The sequence below is a fragment of the Acinetobacter sp. AC1-2 genome (assembly GCF_016124155.1).
Classification (GTDB): Bacteria; Pseudomonadota; Gammaproteobacteria; order Pseudomonadales; family Moraxellaceae; genus Acinetobacter; species Acinetobacter calcoaceticus.
In genome coordinates this window covers 92,174-115,429 of the sequence record NZ_JABFFO010000006.1, presented here as the reverse complement: position 1 = coordinate 115,429, position 23,256 = coordinate 92,174, and the positions used below count along the sequence as shown (strand labels likewise).

Annotated in this window: 22 protein-coding genes; 13 read left to right on the top strand and 9 right to left on the bottom strand. The window is 37.8% G+C overall.

All coding sequences use genetic code 11. The features are described 5' to 3' along the window. Nucleotides 1-566 precede the first annotated feature (566 nt). The 6 genes from HL290_RS16210 to astE all read left to right on the top strand — a co-directional run bounded on the left by HL290_RS16210 (nucleotide 567) and on the right by astE (nucleotide 8,054). Nucleotides 567-1,838, top strand: a complete 1,272-nt coding sequence (locus tag HL290_RS16210; protein WP_004639628.1) for a Glu/Leu/Phe/Val family dehydrogenase — start codon at nucleotides 567-569, stop codon at nucleotides 1,836-1,838. Between the two features lie 136 nt (nucleotides 1,839-1,974). Next, nucleotides 1,975-3,189, top strand: coding sequence for an aspartate aminotransferase family protein (locus HL290_RS16205; protein WP_017388537.1), 1,215 nt, complete (start codon nucleotides 1,975-1,977; stop codon nucleotides 3,187-3,189). Between the two features lie 16 nt (nucleotides 3,190-3,205). Then, the gene (astA, locus tag HL290_RS16200) at nucleotides 3,206-4,237 is read left to right on the top strand and encodes an arginine N-succinyltransferase (protein ID WP_198497005.1); all 1,032 of its coding nucleotides are present in this window, start codon (nucleotides 3,206-3,208) and stop codon (nucleotides 4,235-4,237) included. Then, the gene (gene astD, locus HL290_RS16195; RefSeq protein WP_198497004.1) at nucleotides 4,237-5,706 is read left to right on the top strand and encodes a succinylglutamate-semialdehyde dehydrogenase; all 1,470 of its coding nucleotides are present in this window, start codon (nucleotides 4,237-4,239) and stop codon (nucleotides 5,704-5,706) included. The genes astA and astD overlap by 1 nt, the downstream gene beginning before the upstream one ends. A 17-nt stretch (nucleotides 5,707-5,723) precedes the next feature. After that, entirely contained in the window at nucleotides 5,724-7,067 is a 1,344-nt protein-coding gene (astB, locus tag HL290_RS16190; RefSeq protein ID WP_004789725.1) for an N-succinylarginine dihydrolase, read from the top strand. Nucleotides 7,068-7,079: 12 nt separating this feature from the next. Further along, entirely contained in the window at nucleotides 7,080-8,054 is a 975-nt protein-coding gene (gene astE / locus HL290_RS16185) for a succinylglutamate desuccinylase (protein ID WP_198497003.1), read from the top strand. Between the two features lie 60 nt (nucleotides 8,055-8,114). Here astE and HL290_RS16180 read toward each other — a convergent pair whose 3' ends face one another. Next, nucleotides 8,115-8,939: a hypothetical protein gene (locus tag HL290_RS16180; protein WP_198497002.1), complete on the bottom strand. Its 825-nt coding sequence runs from the start codon at nucleotides 8,937-8,939 to the stop codon at nucleotides 8,115-8,117. A 594-nt stretch (nucleotides 8,940-9,533) separates the two neighbouring features. On the opposite strand from HL290_RS16180, the gene HL290_RS16175 reads away from it, so the two are divergent. Continuing rightward, nucleotides 9,534-9,842, top strand: a complete 309-nt coding sequence (locus tag HL290_RS16175) for a hypothetical protein (RefSeq protein ID WP_035360063.1) — start codon at nucleotides 9,534-9,536, stop codon at nucleotides 9,840-9,842. Nucleotides 9,843-9,878: 36 nt separating this feature from the next. After that, nucleotides 9,879-11,234: a S8 family peptidase gene (locus HL290_RS16170; RefSeq protein ID WP_198497001.1), complete on the top strand. Its 1,356-nt coding sequence runs from the start codon at nucleotides 9,879-9,881 to the stop codon at nucleotides 11,232-11,234. Nucleotides 11,235-11,335: 101 nt separating this feature from the next. On the opposite strand, the gene HL290_RS16165 is transcribed toward HL290_RS16170, so the two are convergent. Both HL290_RS16165 and HL290_RS16160 read right to left on the bottom strand, forming a co-directional pair. Continuing rightward, nucleotides 11,336-11,767, bottom strand: a complete 432-nt coding sequence (locus tag HL290_RS16165) for a hypothetical protein (RefSeq protein WP_017388531.1) — start codon at nucleotides 11,765-11,767, stop codon at nucleotides 11,336-11,338. 99 nt (nucleotides 11,768-11,866) lie between these two features. Next, nucleotides 11,867-12,286 carry a hypothetical protein gene (locus HL290_RS16160; protein WP_003653724.1) on the bottom strand — a complete coding sequence of 140 codons (420 nt, stop codon included), beginning with the start codon at nucleotides 12,284-12,286 and terminating at the stop codon, nucleotides 11,867-11,869. Between the two features lie 172 nt (nucleotides 12,287-12,458). Between HL290_RS16160 and HL290_RS16155 the strand changes: the two genes are divergently transcribed. Continuing rightward, complete coding sequence (locus HL290_RS16155) at nucleotides 12,459-13,355, top strand: LysR substrate-binding domain-containing protein (RefSeq protein WP_045433250.1); 897 nt, start codon at nucleotides 12,459-12,461, stop codon at nucleotides 13,353-13,355. A 36-nt stretch (nucleotides 13,356-13,391) separates the two neighbouring features. Here HL290_RS16155 and HL290_RS16150 read toward each other — a convergent pair whose 3' ends face one another. After that, nucleotides 13,392-14,102, bottom strand: a complete 711-nt coding sequence (locus tag HL290_RS16150; RefSeq protein WP_198497000.1) for an aspartate/glutamate racemase family protein — start codon at nucleotides 14,100-14,102, stop codon at nucleotides 13,392-13,394. A gap of 237 nt (nucleotides 14,103-14,339) precedes the next feature. Continuing rightward, nucleotides 14,340-15,206, bottom strand: coding sequence for a LysR family transcriptional regulator (locus HL290_RS16145; RefSeq protein WP_198496999.1), 867 nt, complete (start codon nucleotides 15,204-15,206; stop codon nucleotides 14,340-14,342). A gap of 108 nt (nucleotides 15,207-15,314) precedes the next feature. On the opposite strand from HL290_RS16145, the gene HL290_RS16140 reads away from it, so the two are divergent. Then, on the top strand, nucleotides 15,315-16,217 hold the full coding sequence (locus HL290_RS16140) for a DMT family transporter (RefSeq protein ID WP_198496998.1): 903 nt from the start codon (nucleotides 15,315-15,317) through the stop codon (nucleotides 16,215-16,217). 66 nt (nucleotides 16,218-16,283) lie between these two features. Next, nucleotides 16,284-16,568: a YciI family protein gene (locus HL290_RS16135; protein WP_198496997.1), complete on the top strand. Its 285-nt coding sequence runs from the start codon at nucleotides 16,284-16,286 to the stop codon at nucleotides 16,566-16,568. Between the two features lie 72 nt (nucleotides 16,569-16,640). Here the strand turns inward: HL290_RS16135 and HL290_RS16130 are convergent, their stop codons facing one another. The 4 genes from HL290_RS16130 to HL290_RS16115 all read right to left on the bottom strand — a co-directional run bounded on the left by HL290_RS16130 (nucleotide 16,641) and on the right by HL290_RS16115 (nucleotide 21,326). After that, nucleotides 16,641-17,471, bottom strand: coding sequence for a hypothetical protein (locus HL290_RS16130; protein ID WP_035358211.1), 831 nt, complete (start codon nucleotides 17,469-17,471; stop codon nucleotides 16,641-16,643). 234 nt (nucleotides 17,472-17,705) lie between these two features. Continuing rightward, nucleotides 17,706-19,775 (bottom strand): glycine--tRNA ligase subunit beta, encoded by a 2,070-nt coding sequence (glyS, locus tag HL290_RS16125; protein WP_198496996.1) that lies wholly within the window; start codon nucleotides 19,773-19,775, stop codon nucleotides 17,706-17,708. Continuing rightward, nucleotides 19,775-20,752 carry a glycine--tRNA ligase subunit alpha gene (glyQ, locus tag HL290_RS16120; protein ID WP_002044989.1) on the bottom strand — a complete coding sequence of 326 codons (978 nt, stop codon included), beginning with the start codon at nucleotides 20,750-20,752 and terminating at the stop codon, nucleotides 19,775-19,777. The genes glyS and glyQ overlap by 1 nt, the downstream gene beginning before the upstream one ends. Before the next feature lie 91 nt (nucleotides 20,753-20,843). Next, on the bottom strand, nucleotides 20,844-21,326 hold the full coding sequence (locus HL290_RS16115) for a hypothetical protein (RefSeq protein WP_003653714.1): 483 nt from the start codon (nucleotides 21,324-21,326) through the stop codon (nucleotides 20,844-20,846). Between the two features lie 137 nt (nucleotides 21,327-21,463). Between HL290_RS16115 and HL290_RS16110 the strand changes: the two genes are divergently transcribed. Continuing rightward, nucleotides 21,464-22,249 (top strand): tetratricopeptide repeat protein, encoded by a 786-nt coding sequence (locus HL290_RS16110; RefSeq protein ID WP_198496995.1) that lies wholly within the window; start codon nucleotides 21,464-21,466, stop codon nucleotides 22,247-22,249. Nucleotides 22,250-22,810: 561 nt separating this feature from the next. Beyond that, a complete protein-coding gene (locus tag HL290_RS16105; protein ID WP_198496994.1) occupies nucleotides 22,811-23,227 on the top strand; it encodes a lysozyme inhibitor LprI family protein in 417 nt (138 codons plus the stop codon). Nucleotides 23,228-23,256 lie beyond the last annotated feature (29 nt).

The following is a 23,256-nucleotide window of genomic DNA, read 5'->3' as shown; positions in this document are numbered from 1 at the left end:
TGCGATTTGATTATTTTTTCTCTGCTTATTTATTTTAAAATGTTCTAAATGAGCGTGCTCTGTGCTATATTTATTGGAAGATTTTATATCTATGTTTCGGCTTAATTTTAAGCAGTATGTATGGAAATAATTAATCTGTAGGATTATTGAACAAAGTTTATTTTTAAAAAGACTAATGGAGGGATCTATCGATTAGTCAAAAATAATTTTATGGACTCATGATTTTTGTAAATCATAGTTCTTTTTAACTCCCAAACGGTTATGTCACTTCTTTTGTATTCATATTTCAGCCGGCTGGTTTAGTGGGTTGTGGTTAGTTTTTGCTTTTATAAAGCTATCTTTATAAACAGTAATTTAGACAAAAGAAAACTTGTAAAAGATATCGATATATAAAAGTAGATCATACTTTTAGTATCAACAAATGGAATTTAAAAAGTCTGATGCTTTAGAAGGGCAGAAGATTTGGTAAATAAACTAAGACATTGTTATTGCAAAGTTTTAGTTGCTAAATAATAAAGATTGCAGATTTATCAAATCTGAATCTATGAAGGTATATAGGAAAAAAGATGGCAGATCTTTCATACGTAAATGAACACAGCGATGCTTGGCAAACTTACTTGGCACAAATTGACCGTGTTGCTCCATATTTAGGTCACTTGGAAGAGTATATCGATACTTTAAAACGCCCAAAACGTGCGCTTATTGTAGACGTGCCAATTGTAATGGACGACGGTTCTATCCAGCACTTTGAAGGCTACCGTGTACAACACAACTTGTCTCGTGGTCCTGGTAAAGGTGGTGTTCGTTACCATCCAAATGTTGATTTGAATGAAGTGATGGCGTTGTCTGCATGGATGACAATTAAAACTGCTGTTTTGAACTTGCCATTTGGCGGTGCAAAAGGTGGTATCCGTGTTGATCCGCGTAAATTATCAAATCGTGAATTAGAGCGTTTGACTCGTCGTTATACGACTGAAATCGGTCACATTATCGGGCCTCAAAAAGATATCCCTGCTCCAGACGTTGGTACAAATGCCAATATTATGGGTTGGATGATGGATACTTATTCTACGAGCCAAGGTTACACGGTAACAGGTGTTGTAACTGGTAAACCAGTTCACTTAGGTGGTTCTTTAGGTCGTGTAAAAGCGACTGGTCGTGGTGTATTTGTTACAGGTCGCGAAGTAGCTGCAAAAATCAATTTACCAATTGAAGGCGCAAAAATCGCTATTCAAGGTTTTGGTAACGTTGGTAGTGAAGCTGCTTTCTTGTTTGTTGAATCAAAAGCGAAAGTTACACACGTTCAAGACCATACAGGCACTATTTTCAATGCTGACGGTATTGATCTTGAAGCGTTACGTGATCACGTAAATGCAAATCAAGGTGTTGGCGGCTTCGCTGGCGCGCAATCAATTGCTGATGAAGATTTCTGGACAGCAGAAGTTGACATTATTGTTCCTGCTGCATTGGAAGGTCAAATCACTGTTGAACGTGCTGAAAAACTTAAAGCTAAGTTGATTTTAGAAGGCGCAAACGGCCCGACTTATCCTAAAGCTGAAGATGTGTTAGTTGAGCGTGGCATTGTTGTAGTACCTGACGTGGTATGTAACGCCGGCGGTGTAACTGTAAGTTACTTCGAATGGGTTCAAGACATGGCGAGCTACTTCTGGACTGAAGAAGAAATCAATGAGCGTTTAGACAAATTGATGGTTCAAGCTATGGATGACGTTTGGAATGCAGCGAACAGCAACGCTTGTACTTTACGTACAGCAGCTTACATCTTGGCATGTGAGCGTATTTTAAAAGCTCGTAAAGAGCGCGGTATTTTCCCAGGCTAATCTGCGGAAATTACTTTTAGAAAAAGTGGTCTGAGCAAATACAAAGGATGTTATAGGGTTTATTTGTTCAGTCCCTTTTTCTGAATTATTAAAATTTAAGTGATATCGAATATATTAAATAAATACTGAGGTAAGCATGGAACAGCCAATTTCTGTAACTCGAAGCAACTTTAACGACTGGATGGTTCCAGTTTTTGCACCGGCAAATTTCATTCCTGTACGTGGTGAAGGTTCGCGTATCTGGGATCAAGAAAATAAAGAATATATTGATTTTGCAGGCGGGATTGCAGTAAACGCATTAGGTCATGCGCATCCAGTGGCAGTAAATGCTTTAACAGAACAAGCAAAAAAACTTTGGCATGTGGGCAATGGTTATACAAATGAACCTGTTCTACGCCTTGCAAAACAACTCACTGAAAATACATTTGCAGACAAGGTATTCTTCTGTAACTCAGGTGCTGAAGCTAACGAAGCGGCATTAAAACTTGCACGTAAAGTGGGTTTAGACAGTGGTGTTGCTGGTAAAAGTGGCATTGTGGCATTTAAAAATGCTTTCCATGGCCGTACGTTATTTACCGTTTCAGCAGGTGGTCAACCTAAATATTCACAAGACTTTGCACCGCTTCCAAATGGAATTAACCATGTTGCCTTTAATGATTTAGACGCAGCAAAAGCGGTAATTAATGAGCAAACATGTGCGGTTATTGTTGAGCCGATACAAGGTGAAGGCGGCGTTATTCCGGCTGACATCGAATTTTTAAAAGGCTTGCGCGCACTGTGTGATGAGTTTGGTGCCTTACTTATTTTTGATGAAGTACAAACTGGTGTAGGCCGTACAGGTTCACTTTATGCCTACATGAACACTGGTGTTATTCCAGATGTTCTTACAACTGCAAAAGCACTAGGTGGTGGTTTCCCAGTCGGTGCAATGTTAACAACTGATAAGTTTGCACCACATTTTTCAGTCGGTACCCACGGTACGACTTACGGTGGTAACCCATTAGCAAGTGCGGTTGCAGGTGCAGTATTCGAATTTATTAATACACCAGAAGTTCTTGAGGGTGTGAAGCATCGTCATCAGTATTTCCTTGATGCTTTGAATACTTTAAATGCTGAACATCAGATTTTTGAAGAAATTCGTGGTCAAGGTTTGCTCATTGGTTGCGTATTAAAAGCTGAGTATGCAGGAAAAGCTAAAGATATTACGACTTGGGCTGGTGAGGAAGGATTACTTGCTCTAATTGCAGGTCCGGATGTCGTTCGTTTTACTCCGTCTCTCATTATTCCTGAACAAGATATTGATGAAGGGATTGCTCGTTTAAAAAGAGCATTGGCAAAATTGGCTAAATAAAAAAAGGAAGCTAGCCATGATGATTGTCCGTCATGCCGAGTTTCGAGACCTTGAAGATATTTATAAATTAGCAGGTAAGTCGGGTGTAGGCCTGACTTCCTTGCCACAAAATATGGATACACTTTCGGCTCGAATTTCACGTACTCGCAATACTTTAAATGGCAATGTCCATAAAAGTGAACAAGGCTATTTATTTGTTCTTGAAGATACAGAAGCTCAACGTGTTATTGGTTTAAGTGCAATTGAAGTTGCTGTAGGGCTCATGGAACCTTGGTACAACTTTCATGTTGGAACACAAGTACATGCTTCAAAAGCATTAAATGTTTATAAGTCATTACCAACCTTATTTTTAAGTAATGACAGAACAGGTAGTAGTGAACTCTGTACATTATTTTTAGATCCAGAGCGTCGTGAAAACCAAAACGGTAAATTCTTATCGAAAATCCGTTTTATGTTTATCGCTGCCTTTAAGCAATATTTCGAGAAAAAATTAATTGCTGAAATGCGTGGTTTCTCAGACGAAAATGGATGTTCTCCATTTTGGGATGCGATTGGTCACCATTTCTTTAATATGGATTTTTCAACTGCCGACTACTTAAGCGGAATTGGGCAAAAAGTATTTATTGCAGAGCTTATGCCACGTTTTCCGGTCTATGTAGATCTCTTGCCAAAAGATGCGCAAGACGTGATTGGAAAAATGCATCCACAAACTTTGCCTGCCTATCATGTGCTTGAGTCGGAAGGTTTACGCTATCAAGGATATGTCGATATTTTTGATGCTGGCCCAACGGTTGAAGCCAATATTGATGAATTACGCGCAGTAAAAGAAAGTCAGTTATTAAACGTCAAAATTACAAGTGAAGCTGCGGTCGGTAAGACTCAATATCTCGTTGCCAATGATAATTATCATGACTATCGCGCAATGCTGATGAAGCTTGATCTTGTTGATAACACTATAAATTTAACACATGAACAAGCTGAAAACCTCGGTGTACAAGAAGGTCATGTTGTTCGTGTGCTATCACTCAATCCAATGGAAGTATCCTGATGTCAAACTCTTTATTTATAAACGGTGTCTGGTTACAAGGCAGCGGCACAACATTTGAAAAAACAAATCCAGTTGATAACCAAACTGTCTGGTCGGGTGCTGAGGCTACTGCTGCTGATGTTGAGCAAGCTTGCCAAGCGGCGCGTACTGCATTTCCAGCATGGGCACGTTTACCTTTTGTAGAGCGTGTGGCGATTGTTGAAAAATTTGCAGCTTTGCTTGAAGAAAATAAAAAGCACTTAGCGGAAGTCATTAGCCAAGAAACCAGTAAACCATTTTGGGAAACGTTAACTGAAGTTCAATCAATGATTGGCAAGGTTGCTATTTCAATTCGTGCTTATCACCAGCGCACTGGTGAAAGCTCAACTGAAATGGCTGATGGCGTGGCATCTTTACGCCACCGTCCACATGGTGTACTTGCAGTTTTCGGTCCATATAACTTTCCGGGCCATTTACCAAATGGACATATTGTTCCTGCATTACTTGCAGGGAATGCTGTGGTATTTAAGCCAAGTGAATTAACGCCTTGGACTGCTGAAGAAACTGTAAAACTTTGGCAGCAAGCGGGTTTGCCAAATGGTGTGATGAACTTGGTGCAAGGTGGTCGTACCACGGGTGAAGCGTTAGCTGCTTCACATGAAATTGATGGTTTATTATTTACTGGAAGTGCGAACACAGGTTATCACCTACATAAACAACTGGCGGGTGCTCCTGAAAAAATTCTTGCGCTTGAAATGGGCGGCAATAATGCATTGATTATTGATGAAATTATCGATATTGATGCTGTGGTTAATCTCACTATTCAATCTGCCTTTGTTTCGGCGGGTCAGCGTTGTACATGTGCACGTCGCATCTTGGTAAAAAATGGTCCAGAAGGCGATGCATTTATTCAACGTTTTGTTGAGGTTGCTAAAAACTTAAAAGTTGGTCGTTGGAACGACGAACAACAACCATTTATGGGTGGCGTTATCTCGTCAGTTGCCGCATCAAACATGATGCTTGCTCAGCAAAAATTGCTTGAGCTTGGCGCAAAAAGTTTATTGCCAATGACGCGTCCGCAAGAAGACAGTTCATTACTTACCCCAGGCATTGTGGATGTAACAGGTGTGACAGATATTCCGGATGAAGAATATTTTGGTCCACTTACGACTATTCAACGTTATGACAACTTTGATGAAGCATTGAAAATTGCAAATGCAACTCGCTTTGGTTTGTCTGTTGGTCTAGTTTCTCCAAAACGTGAATTATTTGATCAAGTACTTATTGAAGCGCGTGCCGGTATTGTGAACTGGAATAAGCCATTAACAGGTGCTTCAAGTGCTGCGCCATTTGGTGGTGTAGGGGCATCGGGTAACCATCGTGCGAGCGCCTTTTATGCAGCTGATTATTGTGCTTGGCCAATGGCTTCACTTGAAAGTGACAGCTTAACCTTACCAGAAAAATTATCTCCAGGGATTGTGTTGCCTTAAACACTAGGGAAAGAAAAATGAAAGGATATGAAGTAAATTTCGATGGCTTGGTGGGACCAACACATCACTACGCGGGCTTGTCATTTGGTAATGAAGCATCGACAAAAAACCGTAATAACGCCTCGAATCCAAAATTAGCAGCTAAACAGGGTTTGCTAAAGATGAAAGCCTTGGCTGACATGGGAATGAAACAAGGTGTGCTTGTTCCGCATGAGCGCCCACATGTTCCAATGTTACGCCGTTTAGGTTTTACAGGAGATGACATTAGTGTTGTTGCTCAAGCAATGCGTCATTCACCTGAACTCTTATCATCGTTAAGTTCCGCTTCGCCAATGTGGACTGCAAATGCGGCAACAGTTTCACCTTCGGCAGATAGCCAAGATGAACGTGTGCATTTTACTGCAGCGAACTTAAATAATAAGTTTCACCGTTCGATTGAAGCGGAAACAACAAGCCAAGTTTTACAAGCAATCTTTAAAAATGAACGTCATTTTGTACACCATGAAGCATTGCCGCAAGTGGCTTTGTTTGGTGATGAAGGTGCAGCAAATCACAATCGTTTAGGTGGTGATTATGCTAAGCGTGGGGTTCAAGTTTTTGTTTACGGTCAACAACATTTAAATAATGGGTTGCCGGGACCAAAACGTTATCCTGCTCGTCAGACGCGTGAGGCAAGTGAAGCAATTGCACGTTTGCACCGTTTAGATGATGCACATACTGTTTTTGTTCAACAAAATCCGGATGTGATTGATCAAGGCGTTTTTCATAATGATGTCATTGCGGTCAGCAACCAACAGGTTTTATTCCATCATCAACATGCATTTTTAAATCAAGATCAGGCTTTTGCTGAAATTCGTCAAAAAATGGCAAGCATCGGTGAAGACTTTATCTCGATTGAAGTCCCTGAAAACCGCGTTACCGTTGATGATGCAGTAGCAACATATTTATTTAATAGCCAGATTTTGACTCGTCCAGATGGTGGAATGACTATTGTTGTGCCGGAAGAGTCTCGCCAGAATAAGGCAGTTTGGGGTTATCTGAATGATATGGTTCAGATGGGCACACCAATTGATGCTATTCAGGTATATGACTTACGTGAAAGTATGCGTAATGGTGGTGGTCCGGCATGTTTACGTTTACGCGTAGCTTTAAACGAAACTGAGTTAAATGCTGTAAATCCAAAAGTATTAATGAATGATCAATTGTTTGGCACACTCAATCAATGGGTAGATAAACATTATCGTGATCGTTTAGCTCAAGAAGATTTAGCTGATCCGCATTTATTGATGGAAAGCCGTATGGCACTTGATGAGCTGACCAAAATTTTAGGTTTGGGTTCGGTTTATCCTTTCCAAAAATAAGGAGGAGGTGACATGCAAGATTTTCTAGCATTAACCTTACAAGGTGAGCAGCCTACAACACGTGAAGGAAAACAAGATAATTTTTCTTGGCGCTGGTTAGGTGAGGGAATTCTTGAATGTACGCCACATGCACAGTACGACAAAGCCGTCGTACTGTCAGCTGGAGTACATGGTAATGAAACAGCACCAATTGAATTGTTGTCTCATCTTTGCACAGATTTATTTGCTGGACGCTTAAACCTTGCTGTGAGGCTGCTGTTTGTATTGGGCAACCCATATGCAATGCGTCAAGGTAAACGTTATGTGCATGATGATGTGAACCGAATGTTTTGTGGTGGATATAAAACTCTGCCTGTGACCGAAGAATCAAAGCGAGCTGAGGTTTTAGAGCAAGTTGTCACGACTTTCTTTCAAGAAAGTTCTAGCCAAGCAAAGCGTTATCACTATGATTTGCACACCGCAATTCGGGCTTCTTTATTGCCAACTTTTGCGTTGTTTCCATATCAAACGCATGCTTATGATGCGAATTTAACAGCAAGTCTTGAATCGGCTGATTTAGATGCCTTGGTTTATCACAATGCGGTAGGTAAAACGTTTACGCATTTTACCAGTGAGAATTTTAAAGCAGCCAGTGCAACTTTAGAGTTGGGCAAAGCTTTGCCATTTGGGCAAAATGACTTGAGTCAGTTTGCTACAATTGATGAAGTCATTCGTAATGTCGTTTCTGAGCAAGTTTTACCAGCACGCAATAAAGCGAAAATTCGAGTGTTTAAAGTATCGGACTCTTTAATTAAAAAAGATGAAGATTTTCAGATGAACTTATCAGCTGAAGCTCCGAATTTTTCGACTTTTACAAAAGGTGAAATCATTGCGACACAACCTTCTGGTAATTATGTTGTTGAGCAAGATCAGGTCTGGATTTTATTTCCAAATCCAAATGTGAAGCTCGGTTTACGTGCTGGTTTAGTTTTAACTGAAATGAGCTGAATGATTGATTTTAAATAAATAAAAAAGGGCGATTAATCGCCCTTTTTTGTGCATCACGTATTAGTTAGTACCGAAAAGACCTTTAATCCAAGATTTCTTTTCTGCTTTTTGTGTAGACGCTTGCGCATCTGCATTTACACTTGCATTAATTCCGACAGGAGCAACGTTAACACCAACATTTACGCCAGTATTAGCATTGATTGCCGCTGGTTGAGCTGCATTTAACTTTGCCTGAGCATCTGCTTTAGTGTCTGCAACAAACTCTTTTTGCTCAGCTTGATTTTGAGCTACGCGAGTTTTTACAGCATCTACATGCGCTTGAGCATCAGCTTGTTTTTCAGCAGTAAATTCTTTTTGGTCAGCTTGTTTTTCTGCAACTTTAGTTTTTACAGCATCAAAACCTGCTTTTGTATCAGCTTTAGCCTCAACTGCTAGATTTTTAGTGCCATTTGCAGCTTTAGTCGCTACATTTTTAGTACCTGTTACTGCTTCGGTAGCAAAATGTTTAGTACCATTTGCAGCTTTAGTCGCTACATTTTTAGTTCCTGTCGCAGCTTCGGTAGCAAAGTGTTTGGTACCTGTTGCAGCTTCAGTTGCTAAGTGTTTTGTACCATTTGCAGCTTTAGAAGAAAGTTCAGTCACTTTTCCTGTTGTTTTTTTAGTTGCTTTAACTGTAGTGTCAGCAGCGACATGACCAGCATGCTTTGCTGTGCTACCTACAGTGTGTGCAGTAGTTTTGACTGTATTGGCTACGCCACTAACAAGACCGCCCGGTTGTACATTTACTTGAGCAGAAGCATCTGCATTAACGCCCGCACTTTGTGCAAAAATAGAAGCAGAAGCAAGAACACTTGCAGTAACGATAGCTGTTTTCATCATTTTCATTGCGATATCCTTCAAAGAATATACCCTTTTAGTGAGGTATTTCATAAACGCAAACGGATCATAGCTAACGCACTATGGGCTTGGGAACTCACTTCATCAAAACGTTACAACAGTGTTACGTTGAGTAAACAGACTAGGGATAAATTGTGGAGATTAATAAAAATTAATAATAAAGTGAAAAAGAATGTTTATTTGTTAGTTATTCTAATTAAGTTGGGCTAATTTTATCTTTTTATTTTTAAAAATTAAATTTCAAATTTTCTTGAAGTTTCTCTTCTTTTGATCTGGTACTGATATCTCTAATTATGATTTGAGTCTCATTATTTATTAGTGGGAACGGCATAGTTATTGCTTATTATGAGAATAAGATGCTTTTTAGCACTTTTTTGAACCACCTTCTGCCAGAAATATAAATGTACAGGGCAGAACAACATTTTTGCTTATTCGGGTGTGGATATTTCTACTTCTTTTGTGGGTATATATTTCATTCATTAAATTTTTCACATGAAATATATTTTAAGAAATACCTCTTTATTTCGAATAATCAAAAATAAAAATAGATGTCTATAAACAAAAGAACAGAGATCTTAACTGATGAAAATTATTGCTTCCTTTCTTGTATTGGTCGGCTTGGTCGCCGTTGTTCTCTATTTTAAGCCCACAAGCGGTGCATCTGATGTGTTCAATTCGGTTTTACATGAATCGAATTCGTCACAACCAGACACATCATCTTTTCTTTCTAAACTTAAGGAGCCTACTCAAGCTAAAAATCTATCTTTAGATTCAACTCATCCTCAATCGGTGTCAGCTGATACCGTTCCTTTTTACAACACAAAAAGTGATCTTTCTATTCAACCGATTGATCCAGAAAAAGATCCAGCAAATGAAATAAAAGCGAAATAAGCAAATTGTTAGTTTAAAAAACTACGGAGAAAAATAATGCAAAGTAAAACGTTATTTCTATTAGGTCTATGTACGATATTAAGTACAACTGCATCCGCTCTTCCTTTAGATTCTAAAGGGGCTAAACAGCGGTTAAATCAAGCAGCAAAACAAAAAGTATTTCAGGGTAAAATTGATTTAGATGCCTTGGTCAATAATGATTCGAATGATTTAATTGTTGAATATAATATTCCTTCGGTCAGTGTGCCTTCTGGTTTAGAGCGGCGGAGTTATATCGCAACCAATAAAAAGAATATACAGGCAAGGTTTAACCGTGCTGGCGGTGTGCAAGTACTGCGGGACTACAATAATTTGCCTTTAGCTTTTTATCGGATTAGTAACCGCGAAGCATTAGTCTCTTTATTAAATGACCCGAATGTTAAAGCGGTTTACCCAAATCGGATTAATCAAACCACGACCAATGAAAGCTTACCTTTAATTAACCAACCACAAGCAAACACCAATGGTTTTACGGGTGAGGGTTCTAGTGTGGCAGTGATTGATACAGGTTTGAACTATTTACATTCCGATTTTAGTTGTACAGCAGTCAATACACCATCAAGCACATGTCGGGTGGTCTATTCTTTTGATAGTGCACCAGATGATGGAGCATTAGATGATGACGGACATGGCAGTAATGTTTCAGGTATTGTGTCTAAAGTCGCAACTAAAACTAAAATTATTGGTATTGATGTCTTTAGAAAAGTGAGGTCTCAAGGTAAGTGGGTCAGTACAGCCTATGATAGTGATATTCTTGCAGGGATTAACTGGGCCGTAAACAATGCGCAAACTTATAATATTAAAGCGGTTAATTTAAGTCTTGGCGTTCCTGGCGTTAAATATACTTCAGAGTGTAGTGATAGTAGTTATGGAACGGCATTTGCCAATGCACGTGCTGCTGGTGTGGTGCCAGTTGTAGCCTCAGGTAATGATGCATTTTCAGATGGTATTTCATCTCCTGCATGTGTTGCTGGTGCAGTAAGAGTTGGCGCTGTTTATGACAGTAATATTGGTGGTGTGTCATGGGGGAATCCAGTGAAATGTTCTGACCCAACCACAGCAGCAGATAAAGTTGCATGTTTTAGTAATGGTGGTAGCCTTGTGACTTTATTAGCACCAGGTGCAATGATTACCGCGGGTGGTTACACCATGGGCGGTACATCTCAAGCGACACCGCATGTGGCAGGCGCGATTGCTTTATTACGAGCGAATAGCGTGAATCCAACTGAAAGTATTGATCAAACGATTAGCCGTTTAAAAACGACAGGTAAGCCAATTACAGATTCGAGAACGGGATTAGTTTTTCCGCGGATTGATTTGTTAGCAGCAACAAATGGCTTGATCGCTAACTAAATAGCTTATTTATAATTTTTAAATCAGGTCCAAGAAATTTTAAATGGCTATAACTCGTTGCAAAAGAAAGCTTCTGCAACGAGTTTTTTTATGGAAAAGCCTTAATTACACTTTGCTAAATTAGCTGCATTAAAATTATTTTGGAGTTTTTTGAAGTTATTTTGAATTTCAGGATCTTGAATATTAAAGGTCGTAGAACTCTTAGTCGTAGAGTTGGTTGCTTGATTTAATATGCCTGATTCATCAGGGTATTGTAGGGTCGAAGAAGTCGCTGAAATTAGACCTTTATTATTAAACGTCCAATGTTCGGTCACATGTCCTCCACCTAAATAACCTGTAAATTCAATCATACAAGCTTGATTATCTTGCTTAATGAGCTTGGCCACATTACCTGTCGTAGACGGATAGGCTTTAATATTGGTGTCTTGCTCTAAAACTTGAGCTTGAGAATAAGAAGAAAGGGGCGTTGATGTTGCACAGGCAGTTAATGCTAAGCAGCATAGTGTTGAAAAGAGAAGTTTTTGACTATTCATAAGGCAGATTCCTAGCTCTTTATAGTGAGTGGTATTTATGTCTAGATTGATATTTGTATTTTATATTAAAGCGCGAATGTATCGCGCTATCCAAGAAATTTAGTTAACCGTAGTGCTAGATTTACTTAACTCACCTTGTTCTATTGGGATGTTTTCACCGTTTCGGCTACTGGTAATATTTTGCTTAGCTTGATCTATTTTTGTTTCAGTAAAAGCTTTTGCTGTATCCGCTTTTTGTTGAACGACTTCTGCCTTTTCAGCAGTAAATTCTTTGGTGTTTTTCCACTTTTCACTAATTTTATTTGAGGTCTTTTCAGAAGCACCTTGAATATTGTCTCCTAAATTTTGTATGCCTTTTCCTGTTTTATATAACAGTACACGTCCTAGGCTTGGATTATCACCATAAGGTTGTGTTTTCGGAGCTATTTCATTCACTTGTTGAGGTTGCGTTGTTTCAGCAAATAAGCTTGATGAAGCCAATATAGAGGTCGCAATACATAGAGTTTTTAGGGTTTTCATTTTGGATAAAACCTCCCCAACCAGAATCAAAAGATGAAGTGCTGATCTTACTGATAAAAATACAGCTTGTACTGCAATGAGATAAAACCCATACGATTTGATTACGATAAATCATCATTTCAAATATAATTAAATACCGTATCTAAATTTCTAGAATGATCTGGAGCCTCAAGTGATACAAAACATTGAATTAAAATGGTTATATGACCTGATTGTTCTAGAAAAATACCGAAATTTTACAGTCGCTTCTGATATTAGAAATATTTCTCAGTCTTCGCTGAGTCGTCGCATTCAAGCCTTGGAAAATAGTCTTGGTTTTGAAGTGTTTGATCGAGAAACTTCTCCTTTACAGTTAACGGAGCAGGGTAAGCTTTTTATATTGCATGCTAGAAATTTACTAGATGATTTTGAGTTTAATATAGATCAAATTAAAGGTGATAATCATGTGCGAAGCAAAGTCACGATTGCTTCTGCGCATTCTTTGGCGGGATATATTTTTCCTAAAATTTTAGGGAATTTAAAAAATTACCAAGAAAAGATTTTTCATGTTGAAGCAATCAATGTGAATGAAACTGTAGATTCTCTTAAAAATGGTCAATGTGACTTTATTGCATCTTTTTATGATGATGACTTAATGAACCCACAATTTTTGTGCCATAAGTTGTTTTCTGCAAAGCTTTATTTAGTCACGGCTCCAAATCATTTAGGTCGACCTAAATTTTCACTCGAAGATACTTCAATTCCGCTCATGAACTATACCGATGACAGTTACATGGGGAAAAAGGTAAATAAATTTCTACAAGATCATCATTCGGACAAGTTTGAGACAAATTTTGTGTCTTCAATGAGTCTATTACTTAAGGATATGATCAAAGGCGGTTATGGCGTAGGGTGGTTACCCGATTACAGCATTCAAGATGAGTTAAAACAAAATCAGTTAATGATTATGCCAATGAAAGAGTCAGTACTGTCTGTCGATATTTATTTATATCGCAGTAGTGCAAGGCTTAATGCAACTTCTGAAGGATTATGGAATTTTGTGAAGGCAATTGATTGGACCATTGCCTAAATTAATTATGCATAATTTGCATTAAATTTTATTCAATCATGCGGCTGATGCTGTTAATGAGTTCTGATACCACGCAATCGCATTTTTAATGAGTAAATCGGTCGCATCAACAAACAGTTCAGGATTGTCTTGGATACTGTCTTGTAAGATGAGCGGAATTTCAGTACATGCTAATAAGAATTTTATGCTTTTATTTTGTTTATAAAAATGAACAACCTCACTCATAAGTTGTTTTGATTTTTTGATATTTCCTGCTTTGTATTGATAAATACTTTGCATCACTTTGTGTTGCATTTCAACAGATGGGGTAGAGAAACGAATTTTGTTTTGGATGAATTGGCTTTGGTAAAGCTGAGCGCTTATGGTGGCAGACGTCGCAAGAATACAAACTTCAGCAATTTGGCTGTCTTGAATAAAATGAACCGCAGATTCAATAATACTAATCATTTTGGTTTGGGTACGTTGCTGTAACTGGTTAAACCAAAAGTGGGCAGTATTACAGGGAATAATGATACAGCCGACCTGCGCTGCTTCTAAAATTTTAAGATATTCAGCCATTTTTTCGAGTGGTTTATCATCATGATTGATAATCGATTGTGTTCTATCTGGGATGTCTGGAATAGAAACCGTGATGACAGGAATATGCTCCTGATCGCAATGTGCTGGCGTATTTTTAATAATTTTATCCATGGCATCAATCGTGGCTTGTGGACCCATACCACCTAAAATTCCAATTGCTTTATTCATGCTGAATGACTCAAAAAATACGTTATGTACTTAGCATCTGCTTCTTTTTAGTGAGGTCGTTGCAAAAAACGGATGGGTCATGCAGTTTATGTTTTTATAATTAATTTTTAAACAATATTAAGATTTTGTTTTATATGAATAAAATTAAAATATTTAAAATGTCGTGATGTGTTTTATGCATCATTATTTTATGTAAAGCATAGGGTTTTACATGGGAGATTTTATTTGAATGCAAAGTTAGGCTATAAATTCTGACTTAATCAATTCTAAAAACATATCTCTCGCTTTGTGGTTACTCACATTCTTATGCCAGAAAAACTGGTTTTGCATAAAGGCAAGATGTTCAAATTTATAGCCTCGAATATTGGTTAAATTTTTATATTGCTCAAAAAGACTCTTTGGCACTAAAGACACACCGGAACCTGCACTCACGCAACCAATAATAGTGGCATAACTGGTAATGCTGGTAATTGGAAGTGAGATATTTTTGAGCTTAAGCCATTCTTCAAGTGCAGCGCGGTAAGGGCAGCCTTCAGTCCACATAAAAATTTCTTTACCAATCAGGTCTTCTTGGCAGTGGATTTCACCGAAAGATTCTGGGGCAATTAAAATAATTTCTTCTTGATAAATACTGAGCCTATTTAACATTGGAAATTCAATACTTCCCGCGACAATCGCACCATCGAGTTTATGTTGAGAAATATCAACTAATAGCTGTTTCCATGTGCCAGTAATAATTTGAATGGAAACTTCTGGATAGCGTTGATGATATTTCGCGAGTAAGTTAGGTAAACGGGTTGTGGCAGAAGATTCAATAGCCCCAATTTTTAATGGACCAGAGGGTGGTGCATCAGGATGAATGCTTCGTTTTGCTTCATCACAAAGCGCTAAAATTTTTTGGCAGTAATTAAGAAGGATTTCTCCAGATGGAGTGAGCTTTAAACTTTTCCCTTCCCGATAAAACAGAGGTGCACCGAGTTCTTCTTCAAGTTGTTTAATGCGCGCCGTGATGTTAGATGGAACGCAGTGTAACTGCAAAGATGCCTTGGTCATCGTGCCGCATTCAACCACCGTTTGAAACATTTTTAACTGAGCGATATCCATGTTTTATCATTCACTTTTAATGAATATTAGACTCAATATAAGTTAATTTTATTCAACTATCCATGCGCATATGATGAAAGAGTTCCATTTCATTAGCGCAGATTTAACATGGCAATTTCACTTGCTGTCGAAACACAGCCTCCTGCATTTAAGCTCTATTTATGTATTGCTGTGACCGTCTTTTGTTGGGGTTATTCACCTATTGGTGTACACAGTGCTTTGCATTCATATACACCGCAGCATATTGCCTTGCTTCGCTTTTTGATTGCATCAGTTTTCTTACTACTTTTGGTCATGAAAAAAGGGATTCAGCCTTTAAAGTGGAAAGATGCTCCTGCGCTTGGTGTGTTAGGATTTTTCTCTGTGACCTTGCATCACTTACTTATAAATACGGGTCAGCAATATGTCAGTGCGGTTGCATCTAGCATTTTAAGTCAATCTATTCCGCTATTTACCTTTATAGTTTCAGCTTTGATTTTTAAAGAGAAAATCTGTTTCAAACAGTGGTTGTGTATTTTATTAGGTCTTTGCGGTGCTGTTTTAGTGGTTAGTGGTGACCATGGTTTTGGTGTGCCGAGCCCTTATGGTTTGTTAATTGTTTTGGCGGCAATTGCATGGGCGATTTACTTTAATTTATATAAAAAATTTGCCTTAAATTATGATGCTTTGAGCATGATGTGCTACATCATTTGGTTCGGAACCATTCCTTTACTGTTCTATAGCGCGCAGTTGTCTGCTGAAATTTTACATGCCACTTGGCAGGCCAATATGTCGATTGTGTTGTTGGGTATTTTCCCTAGTGCGATGGCTTATGTACTTTGGGGCTATGTACTTAAAAATATGCCGTTAACGATTGCATCGAATTTTTTATATTGCTCGCCGATTGTCGCAATGAGTTTGGCAGTTATTTTCTTAAATGAAAAACCATCAATCATTGTGCTGTTAGGTGGAGTGATTATTGTGGGGAGTTTAGTGTGGATGAATTGGGGGAATCGGCGTACTATCGAGTAAACTATAGATAAGCTATCAGTAGTTTAACCCTTCTATGTCATGTGCTACTTCCTTTAAGAGAATGAAATGATTGTTGTTACCTTGACCTATAAAAAACCATTAGCCGAAGTTGATACTGTACTGAAAGAGCATATTGCATTTTTAGACTATTACTATGAGCAGAAGAAATTTTTGGCATCGGGGCGTCGAGAAAATAGGGTAGGTGGAGTGATTTTAGTTTTAAGCTCTTCGATTCAAGAAGCTGAAGAAATTATGAAAAATGATCCGTTTTATATTCATGATGTGGCCGATTATGATTTTATGTGGTTTGAGCCATCGAAAAGTTTAGAAGAAATTAAAGAGTTTGTTTAATTAAATGAGAGAACTACTTAAATTTAAGTAATTCTCTAATCTATATCACTTGATATTAATTAGTAATTTTTATTATTGTTCAACGATATAAATATTATTTTGAAATACATCCCCTTTGCTTGTTTTAACTACACCAACACATAAATTGTCAGGAGTTTGAATAAAAGAAACTAAGGATGTATCTGCATTGGTTTTACAGTTCTTTTGCTTGTTCTCATCAAATGCTGTTAAATTTAATTGATGTTGTAAATCTAAAGTGAACACTTGGCTAAGAGCGCTAAATGCTTGATCTGCTTTTTGCATAAATAATAAATTATTTTGAGCTTCCCATTCAGATAAAGAAATACGTTCCTTACTCACATAGTGATATAAGCGTTTTGTATCTGCATTATTGTCTGCCGCATTTTTGAATTGGGTCTTTAAACCAAAATTTACTTTTACAATTGGCTTTTCACGAAAAGAAAGACGTGAATAAGGCACAATTTTGACTTCTGATGCCTGATTTAAACCTAGCAGTTTGAGTGTGGTATCTGCTTTATTTTGGGTGAAAGAGTCGGTAATTTTTTGTTGTATTAACTGGTCAAATTTAATAGGTTGATTAAGAGAGCTTTTTTCAATGGTTGAACTATTTGCATTTTTGTCAATTGCCATTGCAACACCTACTCCGATAAGGCCAAACATTCCAGAAACTGGGCTGGCAGAAGCATTACTTGAATCACCAACTAATATTTGGCTATCCTTTACAAAGTAATCACCTGCACCTGATTCAGTCATTGAAGAAAGTTGTTCTGACGAAACTGAAATAGATGTTTGCTTACCCGCAGCTGGATATTGAATAGACTTTGTTGTTGCACATCCAGTAAATAATAATGTTGATATAAGTAATAAATTTAAGTTTTTCATTGCAATGGTACTTTGTTAAGTTTGGTAATTATTTGTTCTAGTTTATTGAATTATGGATTAAATGTGAAGGTGGTAAATAATTCTTATTTATTAATTGATTGCAAAATAATCGTTTATAATTTTACTGAGCGAAATTCTTCAATAAGAAATCATTAAAAAACCATGTTTCCGATTTAAATCAAAAACATGGTTTTAATAAGACTTAATTATACAAAAATTAATTTCTATATAATTTTAACCCTGCAATACACTTACATCAGCGATAGCAGTAAACAGGTTACGTAACTGAGCCAATAAACGTAAACGGTTTGCTTTCAGGTCAGCATCATCTGCCATCACCATGACACCATCAAAGAATGCATCAATTGGCGCGCGAAGTGCTGCAAGCTTAGAAAGAGCAGCCGTATAGTCTTTTGCCGCGAGTAATGGCTCAACAACTGGAGTAACTGCTTGAAGCTCAGCAAATAATGCTTTCTCAGCATCTTCAACCAAGTTCGCTTCAACTACAGAACCTTCTGGTGCGGCTTCTTTTGCAAGAATGTTAGCAACACGTTTGTTTGCAGCAGCAAGTGCAGCAGCTTCAGGTAGTGCACGGAAATGGTTTACAGCATTTACACGCTTGTCAAAATCAAGTGGAGATTTTGGTGCAAGTGCTTGAACCGCTTGAAGCACATCAACAGCAACACCTTGGTCTTCATACTTGGCACGGTAACGACCTTCCAAGAATGCAACAGCATCAGCACGCGTTTTGTCGTGGTCTTTCACGATGCCGCCATAACCTTGAAGTGCAAGATTTACCAGTTCTTCAATCGTTACATCTAATTCATTTTCAATGATTAAACGTAAGATACCAATTGCTGAACGACGAAGAGCAAACGGGTCTTTAGAACCTGTAGGCGCTTGTCCAATACCAAAAATACCAACAAGGGTATCTAAACGGTCAGCAAGGGCAATCGTTGTACCAGTTTTGGTTTTTGGTAAAACATCACCAGCAAATTTTGGTAAATATTGCTCGCCTAAAGCTTCTGAAACTTCAGTATTTTCGCCTTCAATGCGTGCATAGTAAGTACCCGCAATACCTTGAAGTTCTGGGAATTCACCTACAAGCTCAGATGTTAAGTCGCATTTAGCTAGTAATGCAGCTTTTTCAGCATCTGCTGGGTTTGCACCAGTGATTGCAGATAATGCAACAGCAAGTTTTGCAATACGTGTTGATTTATCCCAAAGCGTACCCAACTGTGCTTGGAATACCATGTTTGCCAATTTTTCTTTACGAGATGCAAGCGGTTGCTTTTGATCTTGTAAGAAGAAGAATTCAGCATCAGACAAACGAGGACGAACAACTTTTTCATTACCTTCAATAATTTGAATCGGATCTTTAGACTCAATATTTGAAACAGTAATGAAGTAAGGCTGTAATTTACCTTCGCTATTGATCAAACAGAAATATTTCTGGTTGTCTTGCATTGTCGTAATAAGTGCTTCTTGAGGAACAGCAAGGAAGCGCTCTTCAAAATTTGCACGAAGAGCAACAGGCCATTCAACGAGGCTTGTTACTTCATCAAGTAAGTCAGCTGGAACAATTGCAGTTGCATTAACTTCATCAGCTAACTTTTTCACTTGTTCTTGAATGGTTGCTTGACGTTTTTCAAAGTTCGCAACGACATATGCTTTTTCTAAAGCAGCTAAGTAGTCATTTGCATGCGCTAACGTCACAGCTTCAGGGGCATGGAAACGGTGACCATAAGTCACATTACCAGCTTTATGATCTTGAATAGTTGCGTCAACGATTTGAGCATCTTTAAGTAAGAGAACCCATTTAACCGGACGTACAAACTCGGTACGGCTTGCAGCAGAACGCATACGCTTAGCAATTGGTAAGTTGTCTAGTGCAGTTTGCAAAATTTGTGGCAGTAAAGCATCAAGGCTTTGACCTTTCACATCTTTTAAATAGCAAACTTTTTCAACTTTACCAGCTTGGAATGTAGAAAGCTGATCAACAGTAATCCCTTGACCACGCATAAAGCCTTCGAGTGCTTTAGTCGGTTTACCTTCTGCATCGTAAGCCGCTTGAACAGCAGGGCCATCAAAACGTTTTTGTGTATCAGCTTGAGCAGCATCGATATCAACAATTTTAAGCGCTAAACGACGTGGAGCTGCATAAGCTTCGATAGATGCGAAATTTAAGCCAGCATCTTTTAAGCCTTTTACCGTTTCTGCCTGTAATGCATCACGTAAGTTTTTTAAGCTTTTTGGTGGAAGCTCTTCACAGCCAAGTTCGAATAAAACAGTGTGTTTGCTCATTAGTTTTTCTCCGCCTTTGCTGCTTCACTTTCAGCTTGTGCTTTTAGCTGTGCCAATACTTCATCACGCAAGTGTGGTTCTGCCATTGGGAAGCCAAGTTCTGCACGTGCTTGTACATAACTTTGTGCAATCGCACGAGCTAAAGTACGTACACGTAAAATGTAGCGTTGACGCTCAGTCACAGAAATCGCGCCACGTGCGTCAAGCAAATTAAAGGTATGAGACGCTTTAACCACTTGCTCATAAGCAGGAAGAGAAAGTTTTGCTTCAATTAAACGATTTGCTTCTGACTCATAAAAGTCAAAGAGTTCAAATAGTTTTTCAACTGGAGCATATTCAAAGTTGTAAGTCGATTGTTCAACTTCATTTTGATGGAATACGTCGCCGTAAGTCACAGTACCAAATTGGCCTTTGGTCCAAACAAGGTCATAAACCGAGTCAACACCTTGTAGGTACATCGCAAGACGTTCTAAACCGTAAGTGATTTCGCCTGTTACTGGATAACATTCAACACCACCCACTTGCTGGAAGTAAGTGAACTGAGTCACTTCCATACCGTTAAGCCAAACTTCCCAACCTAAGCCCCAAGCCCCAAGTGTCGGAGATTCCCAGTTATCTTCTACGAAGCGGATGTCGTGAGTAAGCGTATCAATCCCGATTGCTTTTAAAGAATCAAGATAAAGCTGTTGGATGTTATCTGGGTTTGGCTTAAGTACTACTTGGAATTGGTAGTAGTGTTGCAAACGGTTCGGGTTTTCACCATAGCGGCCATCTTTAGGACGACGTGAAGGTTGAACGTATGCAGCATTCCAAGTTTCAGGCCCTAAAGCACGTAAGAATGTTGCGGTGTGGAATGTTCCAGCGCCCATTTCCATGTCGTAAGGTTGTAATACGACGCAGCCTTGTTCGGCCCAATAGTTTTGTAGGGCAAGAATTAAGCCCTGAAATGTATCAATGTGCGAGATGGCGCGACTCATGTAGCATCCACGAATTTATGAGAAAAATTGCCCCTAAGTATAAGGATTTTGTGGGGGAGTGGCAAAGACTAGTTTCTATACCTATAAAAAATTATTGGCTGTCATTTAGCTGGGATTTTCCTACATGTTTTGCTTTTAATCGAGGTTGAAATGAGGCAAAAAACCAAAAAATGAGGCTAAGAATAAAACTTACAGTGAATGTAGAGGTTGAGATCAAAGTACGTCCAACAGTTGGGAATACATAATCAAATATTGGTAAATTATGAGAAATATTTTCATAGATCGCTAAAAAGAAATAAATCAAGCTAAATGATACATGTGCACCTAACCACATTAATGGAAAGATAAAGCGGTTTTTAGTAATGAGTACTTGGCATATCTTAAGTAGTAATGGGAATAAGATAATATAATAAGTACCAACAAAGATTCCAATAATATAGAGGAGATCAAGTGCAAACTTGCCAGTAAGTACAGACAATAAAATTAAGAGGCTGATCGGAATAAGAGGGGTAATAATAAGAGCAATTTTAGGTTGGTATTCGATATTTGGCGTTGTTGGATTCATCTTAATCATAGTAGGTTATGTTTTTTAAATTCTAAAATGATCTGTTGATAATGTCCATGAACCATTAAAATAAGATTATTATCTTTTGTATTTAATACATCTTTTGATAGGATAATTTTTCATGGTTTGAATTAGATTATTTTAGAATGAATTTGAAAAAATATTATTTTGGAATTTTAATATTATTTTTAGGCTTTGTTGGCTTTTACTATTTAAAGAATAATTGGATTTATTATTCAGCTAAATATAACTACAATTTCAATAAGTTAAATGCAGATGAGCTGAATAATTATGCTGCATTATTATATTATAAAAATAGAAATGATTGGATTCGAAGTAAAGAGGGTGATGAGGCCTTTGAAGCAAAAAAAGCCTTAGAAATTGAAAAGCTCTTTCAACAAGCGGCTGAACAAGGGAGTGCTTTAGCTAAATTGAATTTGACTACGCTTTATTATCGGAAAGAAGACTTAAGTGCTTTTGTACCTAAGATGTTCAAACTCTCTGAAGAGGCTGCGCAAGCAGGCAATGCTGATGCTCAGTTCAGGGTAGGTACGTTTTATCATCTAGGTTATGGTGTAGATACAGACTATAAAAAAGCAATGTATTGGTATACAAAAGCTGCTGAGCAGGGTAATCCAGCAGGGATGAATAATATAGGGGTTCTTTATCAACAGGGTTTAGGGGTAACAGAAAATGGTAAAGTTTCAACAGATTGGTATATTAAAGCCGCCAATCTTGGTTATGCGAATGGTCAAGAAAATATGTTTCAAAATTATTATTCTGGGTTAAATGGTCTACCTAAGGATAAAGAGGAAGCAATGAAATGGCGTGATATGTGCTCTTACCGTACAGAGGAGATACCAATACAACCAGTTTATAATATTGATCTTAAAGTTGATGAAACCTATCCGAACACCTGTAAAAATCAGTAAAGCTTTAAATTGCCACTATACGGAATGATTGGGACTATTTCATAAATAGGAGAAATGAATAGTTTTCTATTGCTGAAGAAAGTTCAACTTATAAGGATTTTATATTCAATTAGCAGAGCGTTCATTCAATGTTGATGTTCTGCTCTTTGGTCTTATTATCTTTATAGTTATACCAAGTCAATAATGCCCAAAAATTAAAAGCTGTAATTAGTGTAGAGATTCCAATCCAACTAAAAATAAGTTCGGAAAAAAAGGTCTTAAAGGATAAGTTAGCAAGCGTATTAAAGATGAGGAGTATACCTAGTGCTGTTAAATATATTGTTATGAAATTTAGAAGCTTGAATTTATTTAGTAATATAGACGTTGCTATAAGGAATGGTAAAAAGAACAGATATATAATGAATAAATAAGTAAGCATAGAGCTCATTGAAGTCAAAATAATAAGCACTGGTATAGGAGCGAAGAATAGTCCCTTTATTATGTCTAAATACCGATAGGCAACTGTTACAGAATTTTTGTTATATTGAAGCATATTAAAAATTATAGAATTGAGAGTAAGTTATGCTGAAATTTTGCTGCAAACTCATTGTTTTATCCAGTCTTTTTTGTAGTCCATGGCTATACGCACAAACCGACACTGATGAGCAAGATGAATATAACCAATGTGTTGATCAGACGATTAAAGAAATGAAGCTTGAAAGCATTAACAACATGGTCGTGCATAGCTGTTCTGAACAAGCTAAAAAGACTTATGAAGAAAAAATTGTTGCTTTGATTGATCAAATTCGTACACAAAGCGAAGAATATCAACAGCCAGAGCGTTACCAAGATATTTTAAAGTCTCAGAGACTTTGGAAAGCTTATGTAGATCAGGAATGTAGTAATGCAGGTTCATACATTGGCTCTCCAATGTATTCATATTGCCCAATGCAAGAGTATGCAGCGCGTGTAAAACAACTAGAAGAATACGTTAATTAAGACAGATTATTTTAGACGTCACCTCATGA